Origin of the sequence: Rhodovulum sp. P5 (assembly GCF_002079305.1) — a bacterium.
Taxonomy (GTDB): domain Bacteria; phylum Pseudomonadota; class Alphaproteobacteria; order Rhodobacterales; family Rhodobacteraceae; genus Rhodovulum.
On sequence record NZ_CP015039.1, the window covers coordinates 2,775,800 to 2,790,148 of the forward strand.

At 65.0% G+C, this 14,349-nt stretch carries 9 protein-coding genes and 2 pseudogenes; 5 read left to right on the top strand and 6 right to left on the bottom strand.

The annotated features are described in order from the left end of the window. Nucleotides 1–28: 28 nt before the first annotated feature. Complete coding sequence (locus RGUI_RS13450) at nt 29–400, bottom strand: response regulator (RefSeq protein ID WP_081533743.1); 372 nt, start codon at nt 398–400, stop codon at nt 29–31. A 78-nt stretch (nt 401–478) separates the two neighbouring features. Here RGUI_RS13450 and RGUI_RS13455 point away from each other — a divergent pair, with 78 nt between their 5' ends. Then, nucleotides 479–3,079: a CheR family methyltransferase gene (locus RGUI_RS13455; protein ID WP_081533745.1), complete on the top strand. Its 2,601-nt coding sequence runs from the start codon at nt 479–481 to the stop codon at nt 3,077–3,079. Between the two features lie 134 nt (nt 3,080–3,213). Here RGUI_RS13455 and RGUI_RS13460 read toward each other — a convergent pair whose 3' ends face one another. From RGUI_RS13460 to smc, 3 genes and pseudogenes are all read right to left on the bottom strand, one after another. Then, a complete protein-coding gene (locus tag RGUI_RS13460) occupies nt 3,214–3,753 on the bottom strand; it encodes a hypothetical protein (RefSeq protein ID WP_081533747.1) in 540 nt (179 codons plus the stop codon). A 2-nt stretch (nt 3,754–3,755) separates the two neighbouring features. After that, on the bottom strand, nt 3,756–4,628 hold the full coding sequence (locus tag RGUI_RS13465; RefSeq protein WP_081533749.1) for a leishmanolysin-related zinc metalloendopeptidase: 873 nt from the start codon (nt 4,626–4,628) through the stop codon (nt 3,756–3,758). A 184-nt stretch (nt 4,629–4,812) separates the two neighbouring features. Further along, a pseudogene (gene smc / locus RGUI_RS13470) lies at nt 4,813–8,270 on the bottom strand (chromosome segregation protein SMC). A 221-nt stretch (nt 8,271–8,491) separates the two neighbouring features. Between smc and RGUI_RS13475 the strand changes: the two are divergent. Beyond that, a complete protein-coding gene (locus RGUI_RS13475; RefSeq protein ID WP_081533751.1) occupies nt 8,492–8,992 on the top strand; it encodes a GNAT family N-acetyltransferase in 501 nt (166 codons plus the stop codon). A 277-nt stretch (nt 8,993–9,269) separates the two neighbouring features. Continuing rightward, nucleotides 9,270–10,484, top strand: a complete 1,215-nt coding sequence (locus tag RGUI_RS13480; protein WP_081533753.1) for a hypothetical protein — start codon at nt 9,270–9,272, stop codon at nt 10,482–10,484. Between the two features lie 144 nt (nt 10,485–10,628). Here the strand turns inward: RGUI_RS13480 and RGUI_RS13485 are convergent. Then, nucleotides 10,629–12,283 (bottom strand): annotated as a pseudogene (locus RGUI_RS13485) (thiamine pyrophosphate-binding protein). Nucleotides 12,284–12,405: 122 nt separating this feature from the next. Here RGUI_RS13485 and RGUI_RS13490 point away from each other — a divergent pair. Further along, nucleotides 12,406–12,948 (top strand): NADPH-dependent FMN reductase, encoded by a 543-nt coding sequence (locus RGUI_RS13490; RefSeq protein ID WP_081533755.1) that lies wholly within the window; start codon nt 12,406–12,408, stop codon nt 12,946–12,948. 77 nt (nt 12,949–13,025) lie between these two features. Further along, nucleotides 13,026–13,832, top strand: a complete 807-nt coding sequence (locus tag RGUI_RS13495; protein ID WP_081533757.1) for an acyl dehydratase — start codon at nt 13,026–13,028, stop codon at nt 13,830–13,832. A gap of 61 nt (nt 13,833–13,893) precedes the next feature. Here RGUI_RS13495 and rnhA read toward each other — a convergent pair whose 3' ends face one another. Then, complete coding sequence (gene rnhA, locus RGUI_RS13500) at nt 13,894–14,346, bottom strand: ribonuclease HI (RefSeq protein WP_081533759.1); 453 nt, start codon at nt 14,344–14,346, stop codon at nt 13,894–13,896. Nucleotides 14,347–14,349: the final 3 nt, after the last annotated feature.

Genomic DNA, 14,349 nt, shown 5'->3' on the forward strand with positions numbered 1-14,349 from the left:
GCCGAAGCCGCGACGGCGCGATGTGAGCTCATTCGGCTGTCAGGGACCGGACGAGGGCATCCAGCTCCTTCAGATCAGCCGTCTTTCGAACGCGCGCCCGGGCGAGCCGCATGCCATGCTTGAAAAGCGGCGAATCCGCCACTTCGGCGCGCCCGGTGATGATGACGACGGGCAGGTCCGGAACAATCACCGTCATGCGATGCAGCACGGTCGCCGCGCCGCCCGCCGGCATCATCACGTCCAGAAACAGGATGTCATAGGGCCGGTCGGCTTCGGTCACCGCCTTCTCGACCTGGGCGCCTTCGGACACCGCGTCCACCTCATGCCCCAGCGCATTCAGCCCCTTGGAAAAAGCGGCACGGTAATCGGCGTCGTCATCGGCAATCAGAACGCGTGCCACGTAGACTCTCCATAAAGTTGAGTTTAGCCTACTATGTGTTAACCGACGCACCGTCTCAAGCACGCATTGGAGATCCTCATGCCGGAAGGCGATGTTGCAGACGCCCAAACCGCGTCAGGGGATCTTTCAACCATTCCGCTGGTTGCCGTCGGTGCATCGGCAGGTGGTCTTGAGCCGCTGGAGGCCTTCTTTCAGCATGCCGCGGAGGACAATGGCTGGTGCTATGTTGTGATCCAGCACCTGTCGCCCGACTACAAGTCGATGATGGACGAGTTGCTGGGCCGCCGGACCAAGCTGAAGATCCGCCATATCGAAGACGGTGTGCAGATCGCGCCGAACACGGTTTTCCTGAACCGCCCCAACACGATCTCGGAACTGGTCGAAGGGGTGTTTCGAACCCGTCCCTACAGTGACAACGGCAATCTGCCGCACCTGCCGATAGACGCCCTGTTCGCATCGCTCGTCAGCCGTGACATGACCCGCACCGCGGCGGTTGTCCTGTCGGGCTCGGGGGCCGACGGGTCCCGCGGGGCGCAGACGCTTCACGCCGCGGGGGGGACGGTGATCGTTCAATCGCCGGCCGAAGCGGCCTTTCCCTCGATGCCGCGGTCGGTTCTGACAAGCGGATCGGTGGATCGGGTGTCGGACGCATCGGACATTCCCGGCGTTCTGTCGGATCTCTTCCGGCAGGGGCCGAGGACACCGCTCGCCCCCGATGTCACGGCCGAAGAAATAACACGGGCGATGTTGCGGCTTCTGGAAAAGCACCATCACCTGGATTTCTCCCCTTACAAGCCGGTGAACGTGCAGCGGCGCATCGTGCGCCGCCAGCATCTGCGCGGCCTGGACAGCATGGACCAGTATCTGGAACTGCTGGAAAACGATGCGACGGCGGTGGATGAACTCTATCAGGATCTCCTGATCGGCGTGACCCAGTTCTACCGCGACCCCGAGGCGATGGCCGTCCTGCGCGCGCAGGCGCTGGACCGGATTGTCCGTCAGCCCGCCGAAGACGATACCCTGCGCGTCTGGGTGCCCGGCTGTGCCAGCGGGGAAGAGGCCTATACCATCGGGATCGAACTGTCCGAGGCGTTGAACCACGCGGGCAGCCAACGCAATTTCCGGATCATCGCCACCGACGTTCATCGCCGCTCGATCGAACTGGCATCGGCTGGCGTCTTCGGCGAACAGGCCATGCAGAAGGTGCCCGCGCGCCTGCGCGAACGGTATTTCGAGTTTCACCGCGACCAGTACGTTGTCGTTCCGGCCCTGCGCCAGCGGATCATCTTCTCGGTGCATGATGCGCTGACCGATCCGCCCTTTCTGAACCTCGACCTGATTTCCTGTCGTAACCTCCTGATCTACCTTACGGAGGAAGCGCAGGCGCGGGTGATCTCGATGTTCCTGTTCGGCCTGCGCAAGGACGGATACCTGTTCCTTGGTCCGTCCGAGACGCTTGGGCAACTCACCGACGAGTTCGAGTCGGTGAATGCCCGGTGGCGCCTGTTCCAGAAAGCGTCCAGCAGACGCCTTGTCGACCGGTCGGTCCTGTCGGTCGGGGTCAGCCGTGCCAGCCGGCCCGACAAGCGCGAGACCGAGGACCGGGACATCGCGCGCCGCTATAGCCCGGCGCTGCGCGAAGTGGCCGAAACCCGCAACCGCGATACCCTGATCAAGAGCTATGACGCGCTTCTGAAGCGCTATGCGCCGTCCTCGATCCTGATCACGTCCAAGGGCGATGTCCTCAGCTGGTTCGGGGCCGCCACCGCCTTTATCGACACGATGAACAACCTTGCCGACTGGACGGTGGAGGAGATCGTCCACCGGGACCTGCATTTCGCGATCAATGTGGGGATGGAAAAGCTCCGCACCGGCGATCTGGAAAGCCTGACCCGAAAGGTCGATGTCGATTTCGGCGGAGGCCGCATCCAGCCCTGCACGATCACGATGGAGCCGCTCGACCAGTTCTCGAAGCCCCGGCTGATGCTGGCCACGATCCGGCTGGAAGGCCCGGACACGGGACATGCCGGGGAGGAACCCAAGCCGCTGGTCGATCTGTCCGAAGCCTCCGAAGACGCGGTCCTGCTGGCCGGCCGCATACAAGAGCTGGAACGCGACCTGAAACTGACCGAGGAAACCCTGCAGCACGTGACCGAGCGGCTGGAGGCCAGCGGCGAGGAATTGCAGGCCTCCAACGAGGAACTTCAGGCGTCAAACGAGGAATTGCAGGCCTCCAACGAAGAGCTTCAAAGCTCCAACGAAGAACTGCACGCGGTCAACGAAGAGCTCATTTCCGTCAGTTCCGAACATGAACGGAAGATAGAGTTGCTGTCGTCTCTCAACCGGGAAACGGAGCATCTGCTGCGAAAGCTTGGCGTTGGGGTGATCTTCCTCGATCCCGAATTGAGGATACGCCGGTTCAGCGCGCTGATCGGCGAGAACTTCCAGATGGAAAGCCACGATGTCGACCGCAATCTGCGGGTCATTGGCCCACGGCTTCCCTTCACGGACCTGGTGGAGCTTACCGGCCGGGTCCTTGAAACGGGGACGTCCTCATGCGCGGAAGGCACCTATGATGGCCGCGAGATGATGGTCGAGGTGTATCCGGTGAACTACACCGAGGAGGCCGCCACCATCGACGGCGTCGTGGCCATCTTTCACGGAATTCATGCTGGCTGAGGCGGCAATGGCACCGATCGTGATGCACGTATTCGCCCGGCGATCCATCCTTTCCGGATGACCGTTTCGTCAAGCGTCACGGCCCGGTGCCCGTGGGAACACCGGGCCGTCACTGAGCCATTGCTGGGCCGGGCCTAGCGTTGCCGCAACTTGCCGATCAGGCGCAGCAGGTGCTTTTCCGCAGTCCGCATGCGGTTCAGCGGGCCGTTGTCCGGCGCGGCCCCTGCCGCTGCGGCCAAGGCATAGACCTTGGCCCCATGTCGACAGGCCCCGGCCGACAGGTCCAGATAGCTGAACGGGGCATCGGCAACCATCGCCCCGGGAAGCGTGATCGTGCCGTCGGCTGCGCTGGCACCGCGCGCTTCGGGGCGGGTTCGCATGATCGCGTCGAGGTCGCCGGTTTCCGGCAGCGCCTTGCGCAGCGCTGTCAGTTCCGCAGCCGACAGGCGCACGCGATGCGCGGTTCCATCGATGGCGCGGACTGTCGCCGTGCCATCCGGCGCCACCCGAAGCAGCGGGACGCGGCGCGGGACGTCGCCCGGCGCCACGTCGAAGGTTACCGCGACAGCGTCAAGCGGGGCCGCGCAGTTACGGGCGGTCTGTCCAAGGGCAGATGACCCGGCCAACGCCGCGACAAGGCAGATCGCCGTTACAAGACGCTGTCGCACTGTCATGCTCAGGCCCTCCGCCCCTTGCGGATGAGCGTCAGCAGCCCAAACCCGGAACCGATCAGCATCAGGGAGCCGGGCAGCGGAACAGCCGTCACCATCGCAATCAACTCGTCAATGCTCATCGCTGTATAGCTCCCCTCCGACCACAGGGTCGTATAGCCGAGATCCTCGAAACTGGCGAGCGTGAAGGCGCTGATATAGGCGGAGTCGGCGCCGTTGTACCAGCCGGTCATAAGCTCATAGGTGATGTCGTCGGTGCCAAGGCCATAGTCGGTCTCATCCCAGTGGCTGCCCGCGGTGCCCGAGCCGCCGGCCTCTTCCAGCGCGATGCTGGTCACCAGGCTGTCGCCGGTCAGGCCCATTTCGTCGTTATAGGCCGCGACGGCATTCGCGCCGGTGTATTCCGTGGCATTCGCGGCATCGCGATATCCGCTGGCATCGGTCAGATCGTAGGGGCCGTATTCCCACAACGTGCCGAAGCCGATGACATGGGCCACTTCATGCAGGGCCAGAGTGACGAGATCGGTCAGGCTGTAGCTGTCGATGTCGTCCGTGTCGAAGGCCACAAGGCCCGAGGTCACATAGAGTTCGGAGTCGGCGAACTGCCCGTAGCTCGGCCCGCCATAGCCCAGCGTTCCGCCGCTTCCGTCGATATCGGTCACCGACATCGAAACCGTCAGGGGGGTGGAATAATCATCGACCGTGTAGCCGGTGATCAGGGTCTCCCAGATGCTTGCGGCGATGGTGAAGGCCTCGGCCTGTGCACTCGTTGCGCCCGATATGTCCAGAATGATGTCGAAAGTCGATGCCGATCCGGTTCCGGCATAAGGCAGGGAGGCGGCCAGAATGACGCCGCCCAGAACATTGGTAATCCGCATGACAAACCCCTCGTTTAATGCGTCCACAAGGAGTACGGAACCCGAAGGTCATGGCTGTTGCCATATCTTAAGGGTTTAGATGCGCGCGCATAAACCCTGGCGCTACCGGCATAAACCCCAGTTTATGCCGGTTTCCTGCCGAAATTGGGGTGTGCAGAGGGGTTTGGGCACGGGTGGACGATGGTCACGCCACCATCTGTTCAGCCTTCTTCAGGTCGACGCTGACCAGTTGGCTGACCCCCTGTTCGCCCATGGTGACACCGAACAACCTGTCCATCCGGCTCATGGTGATTGCGTGGTGGGTGATGATCAGGAAGCGGGTGTCGGCCCGGCGGATCATCTCTTCCAGCAGGTCGCAGAACCGGGTGACATTCGCGTCGTCAAGCGGTGCGTCGACCTCGTCCAGCACGCAGATGGGGGCCGGGTTGGCCAGGAACACCCCGAAGATCAGAGCCAGCGCCGTCAGCGTCTGCTCGCCCCCCGACAGGAGCGACAGGGTCGACAGCTTCTTGCCCGGCGGCTGGCACATGATCTCAAGCCCGGCCTCCAGCGGGTCGTCGGATTCCACCAGCACCAGCTTCGCTTCGCCCCCGCCGAAAAGGTGGGTGAAGAGCATGGCAAAGTTGGAATTCACCTGTTCGAAAGCGGTCAGCAGGCGTTCGCGCCCCTCGCGGTTGAGACTTGCGATGCCCGCGCGCAGCGTGCGGATCGCTTCTTCCAGATCCTGCTTTTCCGATGTCAGCGTGTCGTGTTCCTCCTGCACGGCGCGGGCGTCTTCCTCGGCGCGCAGGTTGACCGCGCCAAGGGAATCGCGCTGGCGTTTCAGGCGGGTGACGTCATGTTCGATGGTCTCGGCATCGGGCATGGTGTCGGGATCGGCGTCCAGACGGTCCAGCAGCGCCTCTGGCGTCGTCTCCAGATCCTCTGCGATCCGCGCGGCGGCCTGTGCGACGGCATCGCGGGCGGCCTCTGCCCGCGCCTCGGCGGCGGCGCGGGCTTCCCGGGCGTCCCCGCGGCGCGTTCGGCCTCGCGGCCAGTGGCGTCGGCTTCACGCAGCCGGGTCTCGGCCTCGGCCAAGGCGTCGGCTGCGGCGTTTCGCCGATCCTCGGCCTGTGCGATGGCGTCGTCCAGTTCCTCTCGCCGGTCGGCAATTTCCTTCGGCTGGTGGCGTGCCGTCTGCAACTCGCTCTCGGCGCTGTCCTTGCGTGCGATGAGTTCGGCGACCCGGGTTCCGGCGTTTTCCAGCCGCTGCCGCCAGGAGGCCACGTCCTTTGCGATCTGGGCCATGCGCTTGTCGCGCGCCTCGCCGTCGCGCTTCAATTCCTCATGGGCGGCGCGGCGGGTGATCATGGTCATCCGTGCCGCTTCGACCGCGGTCTTGACGTCCTCGACCTGCGCGCGGGCGGCATCCAGATCGCCAAGGTCTGCCAGCGCCGCCTCGGCTTCCTTCAGGCGGGCTCGGGCGGCGGTGGCTTCGTCCTCGTGGCGCGAAACGGCCATCCGTGCGGCGTCGAGCTTGCCAGCGGCAATGTCCCGGTCCCGTTCGGCATGGGAAAGGGCGCGGCCGGCCTCTGCCAAGTCCCGGTCGGCGGCACGGCGGGCTTCCCGGGCGGTGCGATCCGCCTCGGTCGCGTCCTCCAGAGTCCGGACCAGCATGTCATGGGCCTGGGACGCGCCCTCGGCCCGTGCGCTGGCCTCTTCCATATCCCGTTTCAGTTCGACAAGCCGGTTGAGTTGTTGCAGCCGAAGGGCGGCGGCGCTGGGCGCGTCCTCGGCCCCGGCCCGGAACCCGTCCCACCGCCAGAGATCGCCCGCGGGGCTGACCAACCTTTGGCCCGGTTTCAGAAGCACCTGCAACCGCGTGCCGGTGGCCGCATCGGGCACCAGCCCGATCTGTGTGATACGGCGAAGCAGTACCGCGGGAACGGACATGTGGGCCGACAGGGGCGTCACGCCCTCGGGCAGGGGCTGCGGAGTGTCATAGGGGCGGAGCGTCACCCAGCCAGACGCGGCATCGTTCCCGGCCTCTGGCGCGCGCAGGTCATCGGCAAGGGCTGCACCCAGCGCCTTTTCATAGCCGGGGTCGACGCGCAGCAAGTCGAGTATCTGGCCGTCCTCTGCGGTATCGCGGTCAACCAGACGGGCCAGTGCGGCCACCTCTGCCCGTAGCGCGCCCGCCTCGCCTTCGGCTGCGGACTTCGCGGCACGGGCGTCTGCCTCGCGCGCCTGTGCGTCCGTTCGGGCCTCATCCGCGGCGGCAAGGGCGGCTTCCGCGATATCGGCGGCCTCGGTCGCGGCATCCTGCCGGGCGGTGGCCGCGTCAAAGGCCTGCCCCGCCGTTTCCAGCGCCTGCCTTGCTTCGTCGACCGCCTGCCGGGCCTTGGCGGCGTCTTCCTCGTTCCGGGACAGCGTCTTTGCGGCGTCCTCGCGCAGGCGGTGGCTGGACTGGTGCCGGGCCGACAGCCGCGCCATGTCCTCGGTCATCCGGGCCAGTGCGTCCTCCCGGTCACGCAGGATGGCGGCGGCCTCCTGTGCGGCCGCTGCGGCTTCTTCAAGTGCGTCGTCGTGGCCCTCATGCTCGGCCAGCAGGTCGGCCTGTTCTTCTTCCAGCCGCTTGATCGTGTCGCCCGCGTCACTGTTGAGACCCGACTCCCGCTCGATATCCCGCCCCATCTGTTCGATCCGCGCGGTCAGCGTTTCGATGGTTTGCAGGGCGCGGGCTTCTTCCTGGTTCAGGGTATCGCGCTGAACCACCAGCCGCTGCAGAATGGCGGCGGCGATGGCCTCTTCCTCGCGCAGGGCGGGCAGGGCCGCGTCGGCGGTTTCGCGGGCCGTTGCGGCCTCCCGCGCGGCGGTCTCCGCCCGGGCGGCCTCCCGGGTGCGCTCGGTCAACTGGGCGTCGGTCGTGGCACGGGCATGGTCAGCCTCCTGCCAGCGGCGGAACAGCAGCATCCCCTCGGCGCGGCGCAGATCCTCTGAAATGGCACGATAGCGCGCGGCCTGCCGGGCCTGACGCGCAAGCTGCGCCAGTTGCTGGGCAAGCTGATCCAGCACGTCGTCGACACGCGACAGGTTCTGCTCGGCCTGGCTCAGTTTCAGTTCGGCCTCGTGCCGGCGCTGGTACAGACCGGAAATCCCGGCGGCCTCTTCAAGGATGCGGCGGCGGGCGCGGGGCTTTGCGTTGATGAGTTCGGAGATCTGGCCCTGCCGCACGAGGGCCGGGGAATGCGCGCCGGTCGAGGCATCGGCAAACAGCATCTGCACGTCGCGCGCCCGGACGTCCTTGCCCGCAACCTTGTAGGCGCTGCCCGCATCGCGCGTGATCCGCCGGACGACGTCAAGGATATCGGCATCGTTGAACTCCGGCGGGGCAAGCCGGTCGGCATTGTCGATCTGAAGACTGACTTCCGCGAAATTTCGCGCGGGGCGTGTGGCGGCGCCCGCGAAGATGACGTCTTCCATACCGCCCGAGCGCATCGCGGTGGGCCGGTTTTCCCCCATCACCCAGCGCAACGCCTCCAACAGGTTGGACTTGCCGCAGCCATTGGGGCCGACCACGCCGGTCAAGCCTTCGGCGATGACCAGATCCGTCGGGTCGACGAAGCTTTTGAAGCCGTTGAGCCTGAGTCGGGTAAAGCGCACGGTGGTCGTGTCCTGATTCCTGCTGATGGTCCGAGTGTTCGATGCAGGAGGGGACATGTCAACTTGGATGTCCCCTATGTAGACGTACATGCGGGTTTATCCACAAGATATTGGCGTTGCGGCTGACGCAATTCCGTCATGTTTCCTGCCATACCAGTTAACGCTTGACCTGTGCGTCCCAGCGGCGCGACCATTCTCGGTGGTATGCGAAGGGGCCGGAGATGACCGTTATCATCCACACCGAAAGTCCGCTAAGTGGGGACGCCCGCGACCTGATTGCGGCCAGCGAGGCGGCGCTTCGTGCCGTTTATCCGCCCGAAGAATGTTTCACGCTGTCGCCAGAGGAACTCGCCCGAAGCGGCACGCAATTTCTGGTGGCACGCAGTGACGGGCGGCCGGTTGGCTGCGTCGCCTTGGTCGACCAGATATTCTATGGCGAGGTGAAGCGATTGTTCGTCGATACCACCGCCCGGGGCGTCGGTGTCGGACGGGCGCTGATGGAAGAAGCGGAGAGTGCAGCCCGGGCCATCGGTCTTGGCGCCTTGCGGCTGGAAACCGGCCGCGCGCTTCTGGAAGCGGTCAGTCTGTATCGTGCGATGGAGTATGTCGAACGCGGCCCGTTCGCGGACTATCCCGATATCGCGTCGAACATGTTCATGGAAAAGCAGATCGGCATGACGCTGTTCTTCCCGGCACGGGATCGCATGCCCTGCACCGCCTGAGGATCGCGCTTCATCAAAGATAGGTCTCGCGACCTGCGCTCCGTCAACGGCGCGAGTCGCTTCGGATATGCGCATCGAAGCGACCGACTTCACACGAATGTGCACGGACCAAAGGCTGTTGCGCCGGTCTGCTGCATGCTGGGCGCATCGTTTTCCAAGCAAATCCAAGCTGAAGGGCACCCTTGCCCGGTTTACCTCTTGGTCAGGGAAGCAATTGCAATATCTGTGATACCTATTTATATACATTCTAAAGTGTGAATGTGACCAGGAGCGTCCAATGCAATCCTCAACCTATCGGCCTGCCGACCGCTACTCGCCGATCTACTTTCTGGCCTCGCTCGGGGCGGGCGGGCTTGCAGTTACCTTCTTCATGTACCTCTTCTTCTGGGTGCCTCATCCCGGCCAGCCTGTGCCGGTGTTCGAGGATGTCGCCCGCGCCTTCAACGGCGGCGACTGGCTGACCCAGGCGATGATCGTGGTCGCCTATCTGGGGATCGCGGTGCTGTCCTTCTTCAACCTGCGCCTGCTGGTCTGGAACATCGTCCGGTATCGCCGGCTGAAAGGAACCGAGGCCTGGCAGAAACTCACAAGCTCCAATGCCGAAACGCAGCTTCTGGCGATGCCGCTGGCGCTGGCGATGAGTGTGAATGTGGGCTTCGTCCTCGGGATGGCCTTCGTGCCCGGATTGTGGGGTGTCGTTGAATTCCTGTTCCCCGCGGCACTGGTTGCCTTCGGCCTGATCGGTGTTCTTGCCTTCCGGCAGCTTGGGGGCTTCTTCGGCCGCGTGCTGACCAAGGGCGGCGTGTATGACATGACCGCGCACAACTCCTTTGCGCAGCTTCTGCCGGCCTTCGCCCTGTCGATGGTGGCCGTTGGTTTCTCTGCCCCCGCGGCGATGAGCACGGTGCCCCTGACCGCCGGGATCAGCCTGATCGGGTCCACCTTCTTCGGGATCGCCGCGATCCTTTACGCGGTGGTTGCCGCGATCACCGGCTTCAACTCCATGCTGCATTACGGCACCTCGAAAGAGGCCGGGCCGACGCTTTTGGTGGTGATCCCGATCATGACCGTTCTGGGCATCACGTTCCTGCGCCAGCAGCACGGCATGCACGCGACCTTTGGCGCCCATGATGCCGCGATCGAGACGCTGGTCTTCCTGTCGCGCCTTCTGGCGGTGCAGGTCCTGTTCCTGCTGCTGGGTTTGCTGGTTCTGGGGCGTCAGGGCTATTGGGGCCAGTATATCTTCGGCAAGGACAACTCGGCCGGGGCCTATGCGTTGGTCTGCCCGGGCGTGGCGCTGTCGGTGATGCTGCATTTCTGGCTGAACAAGGGCATGGTCGCCTCTGGCCTGATCGAAAAGTTCTCGGCGGGGTACTGGGCGATCTCCGCGGTGGCGGTGGCGCTTCAGTTCCTGATGGTCTGGTTCGTCTTCCACCTGAACCGGCGCCATTTCGGCCGGACGCATCACACGGATGCCGTGCCCGCTGAATGATCCGGAATTCTGGGCCGGGCGGGTCTTGCACCGCCCGGCCCCTTGCGGTGGGTCGGGGGCGTTCTGGCGACGACGCGCGAAGACCATCGCCGTTTGGGCGGCGAGGTCTCGGCCGCCGCGCTCAGCGGTAGAGCCGCAAGGGGGCTACCGCCTTTCGCCCATCGCCCGTGCCTCCGACAAGGTCATCCCGGTGGCCAGCGCTTCGGGGTCCAGGCGCAACTCGATCACGAAGGGGCCGTTTGCGGCCAATGCACGGTTCAGCGCGGCGGGAAAATCCGCCTGATCGGCAACCACGACGCCATCCCCGCCATAGGCCCGCGCCAGTGCGGGATAGTCCGGATTGGCCAGATCGGTGCCGCTGACCCGCCCCGGATAGGTCTTTTCCTGATGCATCCGGATCGTGCCGTAGCGCCCGTTATTGGCGACGATGACCACGACATTCGCGCCGTGCTGCACTGCCGTCGACATCTCGTTCAGGGTCATCTGGAAACAGCCGTCGCCCGCCATGCAGATCACCGGCCGGTCGGGATGTTCCAGCTTGGCCGAGATCGCCGCAGGAAAGCCATAGCCCATCGAACCGGAGGTGGGGGCAAGCTGCGTGCCGTACTGCTTGAACCGGAAATAACGATGCAGGAACGCGGCGTAGTTGCCCGCGCCATTTGTCAGGATCGCGTCCTCGGGCAGGGTGTTGGACAGATGGGCGATCACCTGTTCCATCTTCACCGCGCCGGGGGTTTCCCTCGGTGTGGTCCAGGTCTCGTACTCGGCGCGCGCGGCAGCCCGCCAGTCGGCCCAGGGGCCCGGCTTTCCGTTCGCCCGGGCAAGTGCGGCCAGTATCGCGGGGGCGGGGCAGACGATCCCGGGATCGGGGCGCCAGATACGGCCAAGTTCGTCGGGGTCGGCATGCACATGAACAATCCGCTTGGGCGGAGCGGCCGGGTCGATCAGCGTATAGCCATTGGTCGCGGTGTCGCCCAGCCGGGTGCCCAGGGCCAGCACCAGATCGGCATCGGCCAGTCGTTGCCCGAGTTTCGGGTTCATGCCCACGCCCAGATCGCCGACATAGTGGGTATGGCGGTTGTCCATATGGCCCTGACGCCTGAAGGTCACGGCCACGGGCAGATCGAAGGTTTCGGCAAAGCGGGCCAGATCGGCGGCGGCCTCGTCTGAACAGTGTGGCCCGCCCACGACGGCCAGGGGGCGCTGCGCCCCCGCAAGCGCGGCGATCACCGCGTCGACCTCCGCCGGGCCGGGCGCCCCGGGCAGGCGGGCGGGGGGGCGATGTCCGGCACCTCGGCCCGCGCGCTCAACATATCCTCGGGCAGGGCCAGAACCACCGGCCCAGGCCGGCCCGAGGTCGCGACATGGAAGGCGCGAGAGATATACTCGGGCAGTCGCTCGGTCTGGTCCACCTCGGCAACCCACTTCACCAGCGGCCCGAAGAAGCGGCGATAGTCGACCTCCTGAAACGCTTCGCGATCACGATGGTCACGCGCGATCTGCCCGACAAAGGCCACCATCGGGGTGCTGTCCTGCCGGGCCACATGCAGGCCCGCGGCCGCATTGCTGGCCCCGGGCCCGCGGGTTACGAACAGAACGCCGGGCTGGCCGGTCATCTTTCCGTGGGCTTCGGCCATCATGGCCGCGCCGCCCTCATGCCGGCAGACGATATTCGGGATCCCGGCATCGTAAAGCCCGTCCAGCGCGGCAAGGAAGCTTTCCCCGGGGACCGAAAACACCCGTTTCACGCCCTGAAGTACCAGTTGATCCGCCAGAATCCGTCCGCCGTGCCGTTCCATCTGTCCTGCCTGTCCGTTTCGTTCGCCGGCGCACAGTGCGACAGCGAATTAAGCAGGGCAAGCCGTGCTTGCGAGACCGCCGTCCCGGTTTACGTCTGCCCGTGACACATAAGGAGACACACATGTCACACCACACGCTTCTGGGGATCTCCGGCTCTCTCCGGCGGGAGTCGTTCAACACCAAACTCATCCATGAGGCCGCGCGCCTGTTCGATCCGGCACGCTTTGACGTGGCAGACCTTCGGTTCCCGCTGTTCGACGAGGATCTTGAGGCCGAAGAGGGCATCCCGCCCGCGGTTCAGACGCTGGCCGACCAGATCGCCGCGGCGGATGCCGTCGTGATCTCTGGCCCCGAATACAACAAGTCGGTGTCGGGCGTCCTGAAAAACGCGCTCGACTGGGTCAGCCGGACCGAAGGCAACCCCTGGGCCGACAAGCCCGTGGCGATCATGGCAGCGACGGCGGGCCGCGCCGGGGGGGAGCGCACGCAATTCGCGCTGCGCCTGTGCATGGTGCCGTTCCGCCCGCGGATCCTGCAGGGGCCCGAGGTGCTGGTCGGTCAGGCCCAAGGCCAGTTCGATGACAACGGGCGCCTGACCAACGAGATCAATCTCAAGTCGCTGGAGGATCTTATGGCGGCCCTGAGGCAAGCGATTTCGCACTGACGCACGCGGGGTGATTTCGGCAAAAGTCGATGCAACGAAAAGTTGCGCAAGGATTGGGCAGCGGCTAGCATGCCGTCATGCATGAGGCCGTCGGAAAATCGCAGGTCCACAAGGATATGCTGGACTATGACCGGGTGGAGGCGCTGCACGCCACGCTCGGCCTCGACGGCGATCCGCCGGGGCACTACGATCCGCTGCCGCCCTTCTACCACCAACTGTTCTTCTGGGACGTGCGCGCCCCGGATGAACTCGGGCGCGACGGCCACCCCAAGCTTGGCGACTTCATTCCCGATTTCGGACTGCCGCGCCGGATGTGGGCCGGGGGCAAGCTGACCTTCTTCGGACCATTGCGTACCGGGCTCCCGGCCGAACGGACCACGACGATCGAGAAGATCGAAGAGAAGCAGGGCCGATCGGGGGCACTGGCGTTTGTCACGCTGAAGCATGACATCGTCGAGGGGGGTATGCTGCGGGTGACCGAGTTTCAGGACATCGTCTACCGTGCAGATGCCGACCCCGCGGCACCGGTGCCGGCCTATCCCACGGTGACCGACACCGCGCAGGATGTGATCGACTATTTCTTCGGCCCCACGCTTCTGTTCCGATACTCCGCGCTGACCTTCAACTGCCACCGGATCCACTACGACCGGGACTACGCCCAACGGGTCGAAGGCTATCCGGGTCTTGTCGTGCACGGGCCGCTTCTGGCGCAGTTGCTGATGCTGATGGCCTCGGCCTTCGGCCAGTTGCGCCATTTCAGCTATCGCGCCCATGCCCCGCTGATGGATTTCGAGGCTGCGAAACTCTGCCGGGCGGGGGACAAGTACTGGGTGCAAGGCCCCGAAAACCGCCTGTGCATGAGTGCCGAGGCCGTCTTCGCCTGACCTTTGCCCCTTCTTCTTGGCGAAAATACCCACCGGCGCTGTCCGCACCGCCCGGATGACCTCACCGTTTGTAGGGGGCCATCCCCGCCCGCGCCAACTCGTCCGCGCGTTCGTTTTCCGGGTGGCCGGCATGGCCCTTGACCCATTCCCATGTCACCTGGTGCCGGGCCTGCGCCGCATCCAGCCGTTGCCAGAGTTCGACATTCTTGACCGGCTTTTTTGCGGCGGTCTTCCAGCCGTTCTTCTTCCAGCCATGGATCCAGCCGGTGACACCGTTCTTCACATAGGCACTGTCGGTGACGATCGTGATGGCGCTGGGCCGGGTCAGGCTTTCCAGCGCATTGATCGCGGCGAGGAGTTCCATGCGGTTGTTCGTCGTGTCGGCCTCGCCGCCTGACAGGGTGCGTTCCTTCACCACCGTCTCTCCGTCCTTCGCCAGAAGAAGCACGCCCCAGCCGCCGGGGCCGGGATTGCCGCTGCAGGCGCCGTCGGTATAGGCGAAAAGCTCTGGCATGGG